This window comes from Myxococcales bacterium (assembly GCA_023898405.1).
GTDB lineage: Bacteria > Myxococcota > UBA727 > UBA727 > JABDBI01.
Genome location: CP060221.1, coordinates 2,075,568 through 2,090,902 on the forward strand (window position 1 = coordinate 2,075,568; position 15,335 = coordinate 2,090,902).

Genomic DNA, 15,335 nt, shown 5'->3' on the forward strand with positions numbered 1-15,335 from the left:
TGACAGAATTGCTGTTTAGATCCGTCTTAGATATTACATCAATAAGCGATTTAATCTGTTTCTAAATGTTTTATTGATGGTGATTGCTGTGAAATTAAATATTGTTTTGTTGGTTTTTTTTATTGCTGGCACAAGTGGGGTGGCTGATTCTGCAGGTATTCTCTTATTTGGTGATTTTGGTACGGGAGAAAAAGATCAAGGCTTGGTAGCTGAGCAGATGATTCAGTACTGCAAAGAAAATGGATGTGATTTTGCCATAACCACGGGAGATAATGTCTATCCGAGGGGTATAGAAAACCTCAAAAATAATGAAGCAGACTACAATAATGGAAAGCCAAACTTTAAGGTTGCCGTGGAAAAATTTGTTAAATTTTATGGCCCTATGAAAATGCCTTTCTACATGAGTTACGGTAATCACGATGTGGGGAATGAAGGTCCTATAAGTATTTTTAAAGATTTATTTAAAGGAGAGTCTACTCTAAAAAAACGAACTCTGGCTTTGATGAGTAATGAAATTAATTTTACGAAAAATAGTGATAACCCAACGCTCACTGACTCTATGAATCGTTCTTCGAGCTTATGGTATTTTCCTGATGCATATTATTCCGTTACTGAGAAAGGAAACACTTACCTGCATAGCATTAATACCAATACTTATCCTCATAGAGCGCTTTCGGATAATAATGATGCTATCAATACGAAAAGTGAAAATTTTGAGCAGAAAAAGTGGCTGGAAAAATCCTTGTCTTCAAATAAAGGATGGAAGATAGTTTTTGGTCATATGCCACTGTATAGCCATGGCTTGCATGGATGGTTAGAAAGCTCTTCCATCAAGAATTTCCGCAACTCAATCATAGATACGCTGTGTGAAAATAAAGTTGATTTTTATCTTTCGGGTCATGACCATCATTTGGAAGTAGACAAACATCTTTGTTCCAATGGGCATGTCATAGTTTCCGTTATAAGCGGTGCAGCTGCTAAACGGGGGAGGATTTATAAGAGCTCATTTCCTATATTTTCTTCGGAAAAAAATTTCCTGTGGGGTAATGGTCAGCATTATAAAGGTGACAAATCTATCTACCACAGCGATGATGATGCTTTAGGGTTTTCATATGTAAAAATTGTGAGCCCTACAGAAGCTAAACTCATAATGAAACAAACTATCGGAAACACCAAGTTGAGACAGGATGGCTGCTTTACCATTGAAAAAGGAAAAAATATTTCAGCTACTGGGTGCTTATAAAAAATGCAGTAAGGGCAAACTGATTTTAGAGAGTAGAGCTGTGATGTGGATTTACGTAAAAAACAACATACAGCTTTTGCTGCAGTTTGCCTGCTTTATTGCGCTAGCATTTATTATGGTTGGTCGATTTTTGGAAAACTTAAAATAAAATTTGTATAAGTTTTATGATCGCTTGAGCAAGAGATTTCTCCCTGAAATCGCTGCATCACCTCTTTGCAAAATGACAAACCAATTCCCGTACCATGTTTTTTTCCATAAGTTGTCAAAGGCAAAAATAAAGAGGGAAAAATATCTTTTGGAATTCCACCGGTATAGTCACAAAAGTGGAGTTGGTTTTTTGTTTCGCTACAATGGCTACTTAGAATAATGCATCCTTGTTTTTTTATGCGGAATTGACTCAGGCTATTGTTAAGCAGATTAAAGATTACATGTACAAATAAATTAGAGTCACCATAAAACAAAAAATCGCTTACTTGAGAGCTGTCGATAAGTGTGCGCTCGTTATTTTCAAAAACAAAATTTTCAAAGGCAAAATCTAAATTTTCCTTTATGTGACACTTTTCTAGTTTGTCTAATCCTTTTACTCCTCGAAAACGTTTGAGCATCATATCGATAAATAAGAGATTACTTCTGCTCATTTTATACAGGCCGCTGGGGGCACTAGATAGATAGTTTAATATTTGTGGAGCAATGGGAATTTTTTCCTTTGCAGGATATCGCTCATAAGTGTCAACAAGAGATGGCATATGAGAATCAAAGGTTTTGCAAGCAAGAGAAATAGTGGTTAAAGGAGTTCGTAGCTCGTGAGCGATTGTTGCACTGAGTATTCTTAGGCTGGCTATTTTTTCTTGAGTATCGTTATCGCGCTTTCTGCTAAAAACCATGCCTATGATAAGAGAGAAAGCGACCACATAGAGAAGTTGGCAAAGTGCTGAAAGAGTGAAATAAAAATTTCCGACAAAGAGCCCGCTGAGGATAAAAGCAGTTATTAGTCCTCCAGCAAGTAGGCTTAGATACATTTGCCAATTAACTAATGTAGCTAATAAGAAAAAAGAAAGGCACATTCCCGCATGCCAAAAAAATGAGGAATTATTGAACAAAAACATGATGGTTGAAAGGAAAGGAAGGCAGTAAAAAAGTGTGAATATCCAAAAATAAGGATGGTAGGGCTGATAAATTTTCGGCCAATTTTTATAAAATAAAAGCGAAAAGCAAAGCATGCCGCATATTAATCTTAGGAGCAAAGTGAGATCATAAAATGCAATTTCCTTAGGCATCCAAACAAACAATGGTAAAAAATAATTGGCCACGCAAAAAACACAAAAAACACCGTAATATTTTTCGCATCGTTCTTTGTCGAAGTAATAAAACGGCGATTTAATTTTAGAGAGAGCAGTTGTGAGTTGGGCTAAGCCAAACTTTTTTTTTTTTAATTACATCACGTTCAGTAAAAGTTCTTTTTTCACGGCGGATTTTTCCGCTCATCCTCTCAATGAAATAAATTGAAAAGAATCCAATGGAGCTCATGATAAGCCCCGGTACAATCGCTCGAATATGAGTTTGGCTTTGAAAATAGTGAGCCCAAATCAAAAATGAAGGAATTCCTAAAATTGTGCTTGCCCAAAAACTCTTGCTAGAGGCTTTGAGATTGTAAAGACCTGCCATGAAGGGGATGAACATGAATGTTCCCCAAAAGCTTGTAAAAGCAATCACGATATCGATTAAATTTCTGAAATAAAGAGCAACGAAAATAGATGATATACCAATGAACAAGGTGATGGCCCGAACCAACCACATTTCTGTCAGAGGAGTAAAGTTTTTCTTTCTGATGGGCAGAATGAAATCGTTAAAAAATGCAACAGTTGCAGAATTGAGATATGAGTCGGCGGTGGACATAATGACAGAAATGAGCCCCGCAAGACAAATTCCCTTTAAAAAAGGAGAAGGAATGACTTCTTTGATCAAAGTCAACATAGCGAGTCTCGGGTCGACGGCTGGAAATAATATGATTGAGCTTAGACCAATACAGGCTATTAAAAAGAAAAATACTGGATCCATTAGGAATGAGTAAAACATGGATTTTTGAGTTTTTCTAATGTCGTTAGAAAGCAAGAGGCGCTGGATGTGAGCGGGGTTTAAAAATGGGGCTGATAAAATGAAAAACATGGATACGTTTTCCCAAAATAGGGCAGAGTCAGAAAATATAACGGTCTTAGATTCTGGTAGATTTTTCCATAAAGCTTCATAACCGCCTACGGCAATGAGAGCGCAATTGGCGATGACAACGATGCCGATTATCAAAGAAAAAAATTGTATGAAGTCAGTAGCAGCTACAGCACGGATACCACCAAATGCTGTGTAAAGTACCAAAATTCCCGCCGAAAATATAACCGCTAATTCAAAAGAAGTTCCCAAGAAAAAATGAAAAATAAATCCTAGGCCGACAGTTTGGCTGCCCAATGTTCCGATGCAGCGCAAGGTTCCAAACAAACCTGAAATGATTTTAGCATTTTCTCCATAATATTCGCCCATCACCTCTCCAAAAGAGATGTGTTTTTGTAAATTTTTAAATTTGGGAGTGATGACAAAGGTAATGATAAATTTAAATAACGAGCTATAAGCTATGCAGACGATGGCATAAAGAATTCCCATCGTATAGATTCTTTCCGTATCTCCTAAGGTACTGCCGCCGCCAATGTAGGTGGCTGAAATGGTTGCCAACAAAACGGGAAAACCAAAATTTTTATCTCCGACGGCAAAGTCACGGATATTGTTGGTTCTATAGCCTCTTCTGAGGCCCACAAGAAGAATTACAAACAAATAGACGACAACAATAGCTATATCCATAAAAAACTCAAAAAAGTGTTAAAGGTGGATGCATTAATTCCCAAAAAAGTTTTGCTAACTGATATGGCTTAAAAGGAAAATTCACAAAAATAAATTTTCATACATTGAATGCAATACAGAACTAAACGTAAAAATCCAGTCACGATCAATTCATTGCAGGAGGGTATTTTGAGTTGCGGTGCAATATTTTTAAACGAGTTAATAACTGCCTTCTAATCTTCATTCCATTCACAAGCATGGCCAAAGTAATATTGTATACTCACACATTCATTTTTTTTACTGATTTCTCCACACGTAGCGTTCATATGCGAAAGATATTTTTCCCGGCTGAACAAACATTGGGTTCCCTCTATAGAACAGCCTATACCATCGCAATAGCGATGTTCATTAATCTGGCTAGCGCTGCAATTTTTCGCGAGAAGAGGAATGTCTATGGCTACACATTTTTTTGTTGTTTCTTTGTTTTTATTGGCTAAATTCGGTTTATTAAAAGGGCCACATCCGATTAAAAGCAATAAAATTACCAAGCTTGATTTCATTATTTTACAATCCATTGTATCTCGATATACCAAGTATATTTCTTCATGATGCTTAAGTTGTAAATTAATTTAGTATTCATAGCTTTTTCTAAGTTTTTAAAGCAAAAGAGGACCTATTTTTGCTCAAGTTTTTTCTTAAGTTTGGCAAGTTCCTCTTCAAGGCTCGGGCCACTTTTAGCCTCTTGTGTTGGCTCTTTATTCTCTAGATAAGATAAGAGTTCACCAAGAGCTTCTACTTCGGCTTCGTTTGCTTCAATTTTTTCTTCCATTCTTTTAAAAGTATCGAGAGCATGGCTATCGTTGACATAGTCGGGTTGATTTTTTGTGTCAGAAGAGGGGGACAAGTGGGTGTTGCACGGTGAATTTTTTAAAAGAAGAATCTTGTTCTCTAAAGCCTTTAATCCGTGGTTTATCATATTTATAGTTTTTTCTTCTTCCTCAATGATGGATTTCATCTCTCTATAATTTTGCTCAAGCGATTGAGTTTCGTTTTGTGAGTTTGTACTTTTTAAAGACTCAATTTTTTCTTCAATGCTTGCTTGTTTGCTTTTTGCCAACTTTAATGAGCTCATAGCTGATATAAGCAACTGTTGAGCGGATTTTTTGGATTGCTCAAGATCAAGAATTTTTTGCGCGTGTAATTTCTGAGGGTCTTCGGCTTTATCAAGCCAGTCGTTCAGATGAGCGCGTACCACGTTATTAAATCTTTTCAATAAACTCATGATTTTTCACCACCTTAGTTAGGAGTGCCATCAAAGCAGGTTTTAGACCCTTGTCCAATAGGGAAATTATGATAGAAACGCTAAGCTTTTATCTTTTATTTTACAGTCATATGGGAAAAACGAATATGGGTACCTATCGTGTCGGGTCCAATGTTGATTCTTGGTGCACCAAATGTAAGCTCATACTTGCGCATACAATCGAAGCAATTGCATCAGGAGTTATTAAGAGAGTTCAATGTAATACCTGTAAGGGGAAACATCAGTTTAAAGATACTAAGCCAGGCGAGTCATCGAAAAAGAGCTCTCCAAGGCTAAAGTCAGAGAAAGCACCGAGGACGCGTTCCAAAGCTCAAGATTTTACTAAACTTTTGCAAAGTCGCAGTGTGGATATGGCGGTGGCCTATAATATCAGGACCCAGTTTGCACGCGGTGATGTCATCAATCATAGTCAATTTGGTTTTGGCGTTGTGGTTGAGCAAAAGGATGTACAAAAGATCGAGGTTTTGTTTGAGAGTGGTCCAAAAATTCTCGTTCATGCACGTGGTTAGTAGAGCTCAAGAGCCTTTGTCTGTTGAAACCAATAAATAAAGCCGCAGGGCGGCTTTGTTGTGCTTTGTAGATTATATCTTTGCAGCTTGTTAGGCGGTTTGCGTGTAGGGATTATCGTTGCTATGTTTTTCCTGACATCCACTTGAAACAAAAATAAAGGCAGCAAGAAGTGCTGCTGGAAGAATCCAATAGCCGCTTTTCATATTTTTTCTCCAATAAGTTTTGATCGCACAATAAGATGATTTTATCTAGTATGATTTGTGCCCGTGTGCATGTATTGATCCTAAAATAAAATTAAAAAAAAGGAGAAGGCCGAGGTGAGACCTTCTCCTAGTGATCGTTTTGTTAAACAATCACTGCGGCGACCAAAAACCTATCATGTACCACCTTCGTCATCGCTATAGTCACCACCAGCGCCAGCGCCGTCACCGTTATCGTCGTCCATATGGAATTCGAAGATGTCAGTGCCTTCTTCGCATTCATCGATCAGACCACGACGTGGACCAACAACATGAGGAACTTTGCCATATTGTGGACCGATTGGACCAGCAGGGCCAGCAACGAGAGGATCACCAAGAGCGATAAACTCATAAGGATCTTGTTCAAGTGGACGAATCCAGCAATCTGTAATACTTGCAGAGAAGAAGTTGGTTCTGCGCGAACGATGTTGGTCATCATCATCTGCCCCACGTTCTTTTAAGAAAACCACATCTTCAGGAACCAAAATTCCGTTTGGATAGATTGTTAAAGAGCGACTGTTGTCGAGTTCTTCTAATGGAGGACCAAACTCAGCACACTCAGGGTGAATTGCACAGTCGCTATCAGCGCAGTCAGCCAAACCGTCACCATCGTTATCCACACCGTCTACACAGGTAGTTTCTACCGCTTCTGTAGGTAGTACAGTATCCTTGTAAACCGGATAGCCAGCTGGAGGTGAAGGCAAAATAACCAAATCAGATGCAGATCCATTTTGTTCGGTATTGTAAGCTTGGTCTTCACTTGAATTTGACTGATTGCCGCAGTTATTTAACGCAATGAAGCTTGTCGAAAATAATGCAAGCATTGCGTATTTCGTCATCATGCTTGTTTTCATTTTACCCCCCTAGGTAATGACGCGTGAAAGTCTTTGGTTTGCCGCACTGAGCACGCGCGCTTCAGCACTGGGGGGATGTAATAAGTGAGTGCATTTTTTTCATGTAAAAGTAATGTTTTTAGGATCAGTTTTTTAATTGTTAATAATAATAGCGACGTAGAAGATTCTATATGTGTGTATGTGTGTGCTGTTTGGTGTTTTTTATTTTGTTTTTGATTTAATATTCGTAGTTATTTTTAGTTTAATTTCTTATTTTAATAACTAATCATTATTAATTGAACTGTATGTTTTTTGTGTGGTTTTATGTGGGATAGAGGAGCAAGATTTGAAATTTCAGCAGTAAGTGAGATTATCTGTAAAAAATAACTAAAAAAGTTGGCCTAAAAACATGGCTTGTCTCATACAAATGAGCAATTACACTAAAGCATGTGAATTTCTTGAAACAAAAGCTGAAGAACGCTTATTGAATGCTGAGAGATTGTGTCTTAGTTGGAAGAAGGTGAAAATTTCTTTTTCCCAAAAAAAGAAATCAGGCTTATTAATACCATTAGGAAACTGTTTTGAAACCTATTTATCAGAGCACTCTAGCATTTCGTTTGGTACTACTGTTATCTGCGTTAGGATTCTTATGTTCAAGTGAAGTTTTATTGGCCGGTCAGGCAACTCACTTGAGAAAGTCAAATTCTAAGTCCGAAGAAAGCAACCTCGATCCAGCCTTAAGAAATATTGAAGGTCCACTGAGCTTTGATGAAATGACGAAAGAGGCTTTTAAGCGTGGGAAAAAACCTGGAGAGTTAATAGGAGAGAGCCCGCAAGCGGATAGGGTATATCGTATTACTATCAGTGGGGCTAAAAAAGTTGAACCTGATGCAATTGTTTTACGCTTGAATACTAAAATTGGACACTTCTATGATCCTACTCTGGTAGCCCAAGACGTCCGTGAAATATATAAGCTTGGTCTTTTTTCTCAAGTTGAAGTAAAAAAACATCAGCTCAAAGATTCCAGGGCTTATGAACTTGAATATGTTTTGACAGAAATTCCAACCATTTTTCAGATAAAAATAACAGGCAATGAAGTTCTCAATGATCAAGAAATCAAAGAGGTTTTATCGGGGCTTGAAAATTATCAAGGTGCAACAATGGCACGCTTGCAGGAAAACCGAGAAAAAATACATGAACTTTATGTATCGAAGGGATACTATCTCGCTAAAGTGAGTTATGAGCTTAGAGCAACAGCTCAAGAAGATATCGAAAGGCGTGAAAAAGAGGGGATAGGAACGCTTAGTCCTAAGGGCTACATGATTGACATCGATACAACTAAAGTTCTTGCTCCAGATTTTGTTGACGTGGTTTTTAAAATTGAAGAGAAGTCAAAGGTAGAAGTAGAGCGAATTTATTTTGTAGGGAACTATCGTTTAAATGCCGATGCGTTTAGGCCATTTTTACGCACCCATGAGCGACATGCTCTGTCTATTTTGAATGATATGGGGACATTTCGTAAAGATTATTTAGAGATAGATTCCTTGATTATTGAGAAGATTTTGCAGGACAACGGGATGCTCAAAGCTAAAGTTTTGCCTCCTTTAGTAGAGCTTAGTCCTGATAAAAGTACTATCACCATTGGTTTTCGCATGATTGAGGGGGAACAATATCGGATTGGCGAAGTGAGTATTGAGGGCGATAAAGTCGAACACAGTGAAATGGTGTATCGCCTGCGTCAAGAAGCGCACCCCGATGAACCAGTATTTTTTGCCGATAATTTACTCAAAGAAATGGGGCAGCAACAAGGAGATATTTTTAATAAATCTCTTATGGCTCAAAATATCATGGCTATTTCAGAAATTTATCGAGACAAAGGTTATGCATATGCAAATATTTCGCCCATTCCTCTTTTTGACGAAGAAAATAAAAGTATCTCTATAAAGGTTCAAATCGAAAGTGGTCCCAGAGTTCGAATTGAACGTATTGATGTCGAGGGTAATGAAAAAACCAAAGATGAAGTAATTCGTCGAGAGCTAGAGATCATAGAAGGTGATTATTATTCCTCTACTTCCTTAAGATTAAGCGAAAATAATGTTGTTCGCTTAGGTTATTTTGAAAAAGTAGAAGTGACTAATGAGCCTGGAACTTCTTCTGAAAGCATGGTTGTGAAGATCAAAGTTAAAGAACAAAGTACGGGTAATATTCAGGCTGGTGCAGGTTATGGTACCGGTGGGGAAGGTTTCGTTCTGCGTGGACAGGTATCCAATCAAAACCTGTTTGGCCGAGGACAAACACTTTCAGCTCAGATAAATTATTCGAACAATCGTAAAGAATTCGATGTTATGTTTATTGAGCCTTATCTTTTTTATGCCTGGAAAAATCCCGTCACATTTGCCTTTACTGCATATAATCGTAGGCGCGTAATGGGTGAATTTACCAGAAGTGCCATTGGGGGAGATGTAACCTTTGGTTATCCTGTGGGAGGCCCGTGGTCATCTCTATCTAAAAATTGGAAAAGTAAGGTATCTCCTAGTCTGGTCAATTATGTCTTTGATTTTGATGCTCTATTCTTTTATATGACCTATACCCTTGAGAGAATTAAAATTAGCGAGCTGATGAGCGATGTTCGAAAATGGGACCTCTATCAAGGAGTGCCTCGTTACACGACATCCATTAGGCCCACACTAAGGTTGGATCAAAGAGATAACCGTATTTTTCCTACGCGAGGAATTTATGCTGAGATTCGCGCTGATATTGCCTCGGAGTATTTAGGCAGTATTGGTCTTGCTCGCTTAGAAAATCATGTTCGTAGCAATAGAGACACCACTAAGTTAAGCAGTGGGCGCGATTATTTAACCCCTCCCTCCTCGGCGAATAATTTTATCAAGTACGGGGCTAATCTTAGGTTGTATCACAATCTGGATGAATGGTTTTTCCTAAAAGGCTTCGTCTTAAAAACCAATTTGGAACTTGGTATTTTGGATTCTTTGGGAAACCCACTTTTATTTGAAAATTATGCATTGGGAGGAGCAAATAGCATTCGAGGCTATGCATATCGTTCAATCAGTCCTACGGAAAAATCTGGTGCCCAATTCCCCTTTGATCGCAGGCGCGATCTTCTGGTAGGCGGTAATAAGCAATTTTATGGCTCATTTGAACTTGAGTTTCCTTTGATTAAAGCTCTTAAACTAGGGGGAGTGATCTTCTTTGATTTTGGAAATGTGTACTCATATGAAGATAATTTCTTTTACATCGGAGGAAAATCACAAAGTGCGAGTCGCGTTCATCCAACTGATCCACTTAAACTTTACAGTCTGTTAGGGCTTTATAGTTCTGTTGGTTTTGGTTTGCGCTGGCAGAGTCCTTTAGGTTATTTGAGATTTGAGTGGGGTATTCCTCTCAATCGTCGTCCTGCCAATACCCCAGGAATAGAAGAAGGTGATCGTCCCATTGGTTTTGAATTTAATATCGGCCCGAGTTTCTAATGGCAACTTTGATAAAACAAGTACGCATCATTGACCCTCGTACCCATACCGATATGGTTGATGATGTTTTAATCTCATCTGAGAACATTGAAATTGCTCCTAGCAACGTGAAGGAAGGATACACCACCATTAATGGTAGAAACCGCATTTTAACTCCAGGACTGGTGGATCTTCATGTACACTTTCGCGAACCTGGGTTTACTCACAAGGAGAATATTGCCAGCGGAATTAGGGCGGCGTTAGCGGGTGGAGTGACATCGGCTTTAGTTATGCCCAATACCAACCCCGCGCTCGATACCCCACAGTCTGTACTCTTTCAGTTAAAAAAAGCGCGCACGTTTGGTTTTGATCTTATGGTTGCGGCAGCAGCGACTAAAGGACTTTTAGGAAAAGAAATTTCCGATATTGCGGCATTAAAGCAAAGTGGTGCAAAAGCGATTACTGATGATGGTAAGCCAATTTTAGAAGATAGCTTGATGATGAATGTGCTAAAGGCCTGCCGAGCTCATAAACTTGTCTGTATGCAACATGCTGAGCACACCGGAATAAGTTGTGGCCATGCTCTGAATGAGGGTAAGGCAAGCCAAAGACTCTGTATTCCTGGGCAAAAAGCTCAAGCTGAATACGACATGGTTGCGCGGGATATTGATTTAGCTGAAAAGTTGGAGGCTCGCTATCATGTGCTACATCTATCATGCGCACAATCATTGAAATTGGTAGCAAGAGCAAAAAAGAGAAAGGCTTTGGTGAGCTGTGAAGTGACACCCCATCATATTTTGTTGTCAGAGAGCGATATCCATGTTGCAGATGGCAATAAAAAAATGAATCCTCCTTTAAGAAGCAAGGATGATCGAGATGCGCTGCTCAATGGCATCAATGATGGTGTCATAGACGCTGTAGCAAGTGATCATGCGCCGCATCATCGACGAGAAAAATTACTTTTATTTACAAAAGCCCCCTTTGGAGTCGTTGGCGTTGAGACAAGTATTTTGGTGCTGTTGCGCTTAGTGCACGAAGGAAAAATTTCCTTGATGAGAGCGATAAGCCTTATGACCGATGGCCCTGCAAAAATTCTTCAAGAGCACGAGCGAATTGGGACTTTAGTTGGAGATAGAGCGCTTAAAAATGCTGTGCTTATTGATCCAAATGTTGTTTTTATGCTCAATGAAAATCATATGTATGGCCGTTCAAAAAATAGTGCATTTTTAGGAATGGAGCTCAGAGGAAGAGTTTTAGCAACATTTTTAAACGGTGAGATAGGTTATCAGGCGGGAAAAATTTAATGTTGAATATTATGCTGAGCAAAAAAGGCTATCTAAAGCTTAGATCAGAGTTTGATGAGTTGAGTCTTAAAGAGCGCCCTAAGGTTGTTCAGGGAGTTGCTAATGCTGCAGCCGAAGGGGACCGTTCTGAAAATGCGGAGTATATTTATGGAAAAAAACGCCTCAGAGAAATTGATAAGCGGCTTCAGTATTTAAGCAAGATTTTGAAAAATCCTAAAATTGTAAGTAAATCAATGGTCGATACGAGTGTGGTGTCTTTTGGCTGCATTGTCGAGGTCATGGATGAGAATGGAGCCAAAAAAGTATGGACTATTGTGGGCGAAGGTGAAGCTGACTATAAGCAGGGTACTATTAGTGCTCGTGCGCCAGTAGCGAGAGCATTGTTGGGCAAAAAAATCGGAGATGTGGTGGAAGTAGAATTGCAAAAGGGAATAACTGAATTCGAAATCCTTTCCATTAATAGTGGTGATATCGATCCTTAAAAATAGGCGGAGCAAATGAGCCATCATCGTGAATCACGAGGGTGTATCATCCGCTCCGTTGGGGGGCATTCCCAAATATGTAAGTTTAGGAATTCTTACAAAGCCGTTTTTTGATGTAAAAAAATGCAGGAGCAATTACTCCTCCATCTTTTCGCCCCACATTCTAACGATGAGGTCAAATGTAAGCAGCACATGATCCAATGTGAGTTCGTGTATTACATTTTTTAAATTTAACTACCTAATAAACATCTGGCAGAACGCTGTAAAAAATATTCTTTTTTGCTCTGTTGAATTTATTTCTAGAGCAGTTACTCGACTCTTCTTAAAAAAAATATGCGAAAAATTGAATCATACGCAGGTCTTGCTGGAAACTTAAGTTCACAGATTCTATGAGCGATATTCGAGGACCATATTATTTTAAGAAAGATCGAGTGCTTGATAAAATTGATTGGCAAGAGATAGCAATCGATAAAGCAGATGAAAGTTTTAAAAAGAAAATATCTGTTCAAAGGTATCCAATTTTATCAATCAAATAACTCCCATGAGATTATAAAAGTGCCGCTATAAAAATAAAGACTCCCCTTTTTAAAAAGGGGAGTAGCTTAGTTTTTACTTTTAATTTTGGTTAAAAATCATCGTCGTTATCATGATGTCTGCGGTGTCCATCATCATCATCATCAAATCCCCAGAAAGGGTTTATGTGACGATAAGCGTAAAAAGGATGTACATAGTCAACTATTGATGCAACGGGAGAAATAGGTACATCTATAGCCAAGGGACTAAGGTAATAGTCAAAGATAGGATATGGAGCATAAGGTGCTGCCCAGGGATAGTAATAATTAAGCCAGAAATCTGAGCTTTCATCTGCGCCGAGATCAAGCTCATCTGGGTTATTGACAACATCTTTCGCGCTGATGGAAGGAGTGTTCTCAAAAGCTAATGTTTCACCTTGATAAAGGCTTGGATCTTCACCACAGCCAATCTGTAGTGTTGTTGCAATTAAAGTTGCTGAAACAAAGAATATGCTACGTGCGTAGTGTTTAATTTTCATCGTGATGCCCCCTAATACTCCACAGTTGTCCACTGTGGGTTTTGTGCGGGGATATACTAACTAAGTGGTTCTCATGCATACCATGGCACCAAAAGTGATCCAAAAAAAACGAGCCCTGAGGCTCGACTTTTAGAAAATATTTTCTTAAACCTACTTGCTGCCGGCAAGATGCTCGCTTGTATGCGGGTGAACATCGAGAGAATAGAGAAAGGGGCCATCTTTAGCATAGCGCGTTGGTAGCACTCCATATGAGTTCACATAATTTGCTAGTGAAGGATCAACTTCGTGGGCCCCAGCCAAAAATCCCCGGCGAGCAACTGAAGGTGCTACAGGATCAATTTGAGTATGTTCTTGTACGGCTAAAGCCACATTATCTGACTCTACAATTTTGTTATCAAATGAAACCTGCTTGTTTTGCTGAGAAGGAATCATATTGCTGTCAGCAATCTTTACCTCATATTGAATGCCTTGAGGTTTAAAGCTTTGTTCACTTTGTTCTTGACGTTCAGCATCCCACAAAGATTGCTCATCAAAGATCGCATCCTGCGGGTTTCCACAGCTCATCAATAAAAAAGAAAATGAAGCCGAAGCCAGTATCCTGCTAAAAAAGTTCATAATGCCCCCTCGTGTGAGAAAGCCTCTGCCCTCACACACGCGCATTATGTAGCTAAGCTTGTTGAAATATGCACACAAAAATTTGAAGATCGGATCAAAAAAACCCCTTTTAAAAAAGGGGCTTATGGCAAAATTATCGATTGCTTTTAGAAGCTTAATGGAGCGCTATCATCGCTATCGTAGTTATCGTCATCGCCATGATGTCTACGACGACGGCGATGTGAGAAGCCATCATCATCACTTATGATGTCAGCAACAAAATAAGGTCCGTATGGGTTAAGAAGAGGAGCAGGAGGACCAAATGGCGGTGGATATCCTACAGCGCCAGCAAATCCAGGAGCTCCTGCAGCGGCATCATAACAGTCTTCACCTACATTATCGACAACAGTGGTAGTTGTGGATGCAGGAGCACTGTTAAGGTTGTTAGGCCATTGGTATTGCCCTTGGTTGTATGGTTGTCCCCATTTGCTGTTTTGAGCTTGTCCTGGCCATTGTGCTTTTTGGTTCATCATGTTGGGCCACTGGGATTGTTGACCTTGACTGAACATGTTTGGCCACTGACCTTGACCTTGTTGTTGATTAAAACCCATCCCCATTGGCATAGCTTGCTGTCTTGAACTGCATGGTCTTTTCACTGCAGGATTTAAAGATGCGGCCTGAGGAGCTGATTCCAGTGATTTTGCTATCGAAGTTTTTTCAGCTTCATTTTTTAGCGAAATCTCAAGTTTTATATGCTCTGGCGCAATTTCATCTGCAGCATTGTATGCGCCATCTTCTTGCGCACAGCTGAAGTTTAAGAATAGAGCAGAGGCCATCAAAAGATAGCGCCCGAATTTCAAATTTCTCATAGTGTTGCCCCCCTGAAAAATGCATGTTTGAAAAGGTGTTAGGTCCTATATGATGTTAAGCATGCAATTTTCGTGAGCCTATCTAGCAATTTTTGGCACCATGCGCAGCTAAGGGATCAGAAAGGCATCAAATGAGGTTGCTAGATGTTTTAAAAGGATAAAATGCATTTACATGCCTTATTTTCTCGGTAATTTACTTTTTGTTTAAGCCAGAAAATATAAGCTCAAGATAGGAGTTTATTTTCAAAATAATTAACGCGTTTATTTGATGTGCTTTAGTGCTCATGAAGTATGAGATCTTGGTTTAGTAAATTCTATGCCACATCTAACTTTTTCACACTGATCAATTTTTTGCTGTAACTAGGAGATTTACTGCTTGATTTTTTCTCACTATGTTTCCACATTGGCTGTGGTATCGTTCGAAAAATATTCAAAAAAACATAAGTTAGAAATTACAAAAATTTGCCAGGAATAAAGATGATGGTGCAAATTTAAAGTTGAAGTTTAGATTAGAGCTATCTTTGTTGTTTTTTTGTGTGTGATTTACACTTACAGTGATTTATATTTTACGTAATTAAATTTGTTTATTAGTTTTA

The 15,335-nt window shown here is 38.8% G+C and carries 13 protein-coding genes; 5 read left to right on the forward strand and 8 right to left on the reverse strand.

Annotation, left to right across the window (positions count from 1 at the left end):
* Positions 1–88: 88 nt before the first annotated feature.
* Complete coding sequence (locus H6731_09460; GenBank protein USN50474.1) at positions 89–1,243, forward strand: metallophosphoesterase; 1,155 nt, start codon at positions 89–91, stop codon at positions 1,241–1,243.
* 113 nt (positions 1,244–1,356) lie between these two features.
* Here the strand turns inward: H6731_09460 and H6731_09465 are convergent, their stop codons facing one another.
* From H6731_09465 to H6731_09480, 4 genes are all read right to left on the reverse strand, one after another.
* Positions 1,357–2,307, reverse strand: a complete 951-nt coding sequence (locus H6731_09465; GenBank protein USN50475.1) for a HAMP domain-containing histidine kinase — start codon at positions 2,305–2,307, stop codon at positions 1,357–1,359.
* 319 nt (positions 2,308–2,626) lie between these two features.
* Positions 2,627–4,090, reverse strand: coding sequence for a sodium:solute symporter family protein (locus tag H6731_09470; GenBank protein ID USN50476.1), 1,464 nt, complete (start codon positions 4,088–4,090; stop codon positions 2,627–2,629).
* A 212-nt stretch (positions 4,091–4,302) separates the two neighbouring features.
* Positions 4,303–4,644 (reverse strand): hypothetical protein, encoded by a 342-nt coding sequence (locus H6731_09475; protein ID USN50477.1) that lies wholly within the window; start codon positions 4,642–4,644, stop codon positions 4,303–4,305.
* Between the two features lie 98 nt (positions 4,645–4,742).
* Complete coding sequence (locus H6731_09480) at positions 4,743–5,351, reverse strand: PspA/IM30 family protein (GenBank protein USN50478.1); 609 nt, start codon at positions 5,349–5,351, stop codon at positions 4,743–4,745.
* A gap of 68 nt (positions 5,352–5,419) precedes the next feature.
* Between H6731_09480 and H6731_09485 the strand changes: the two genes are divergently transcribed.
* Complete coding sequence (locus tag H6731_09485) at positions 5,420–5,899, forward strand: hypothetical protein (protein USN50479.1); 480 nt, start codon at positions 5,420–5,422, stop codon at positions 5,897–5,899.
* 377 nt (positions 5,900–6,276) lie between these two features.
* Here H6731_09485 and H6731_09490 read toward each other — a convergent pair whose 3' ends face one another.
* A complete protein-coding gene (locus H6731_09490; GenBank protein USN50480.1) occupies positions 6,277–6,993 on the reverse strand; it encodes a hypothetical protein in 717 nt (238 codons plus the stop codon).
* 560 nt (positions 6,994–7,553) lie between these two features.
* Here H6731_09490 and bamA point away from each other — a divergent pair.
* The 3 genes from bamA to H6731_09505 are packed head-to-tail and all read left to right on the forward strand — an operon-like array spanning position 7,554 to position 12,225.
* Positions 7,554–10,460: an outer membrane protein assembly factor BamA gene (bamA, locus tag H6731_09495; GenBank protein USN50481.1), complete on the forward strand. Its 2,907-nt coding sequence runs from the start codon at positions 7,554–7,556 to the stop codon at positions 10,458–10,460.
* A complete protein-coding gene (locus H6731_09500; GenBank protein USN50482.1) occupies positions 10,460–11,743 on the forward strand; it encodes a dihydroorotase in 1,284 nt (427 codons plus the stop codon). The genes bamA and H6731_09500 overlap by 1 nt, the downstream gene beginning before the upstream one ends.
* Positions 11,743–12,225, forward strand: coding sequence for a GreA/GreB family elongation factor (locus H6731_09505; protein ID USN50483.1), 483 nt, complete (start codon positions 11,743–11,745; stop codon positions 12,223–12,225). Before H6731_09500 ends, H6731_09505 begins: the two co-directional genes overlap by 1 nt.
* 625 nt (positions 12,226–12,850) lie before the next feature.
* Here H6731_09505 and H6731_09510 read toward each other — a convergent pair.
* The 3 genes from H6731_09510 to H6731_09520 form a co-directional block, all read right to left on the reverse strand.
* On the reverse strand, positions 12,851–13,276 hold the full coding sequence (locus tag H6731_09510) for a hypothetical protein (protein USN50484.1): 426 nt from the start codon (positions 13,274–13,276) through the stop codon (positions 12,851–12,853).
* A gap of 150 nt (positions 13,277–13,426) precedes the next feature.
* Positions 13,427–13,891, reverse strand: a complete 465-nt coding sequence (locus H6731_09515; protein USN50485.1) for a hypothetical protein — start codon at positions 13,889–13,891, stop codon at positions 13,427–13,429.
* A gap of 146 nt (positions 13,892–14,037) precedes the next feature.
* Positions 14,038–14,739 carry a hypothetical protein gene (locus tag H6731_09520; protein USN50486.1) on the reverse strand — a complete coding sequence of 234 codons (702 nt, stop codon included), beginning with the start codon at positions 14,737–14,739 and terminating at the stop codon, positions 14,038–14,040.
* Positions 14,740–15,335: the final 596 nt, after the last annotated feature.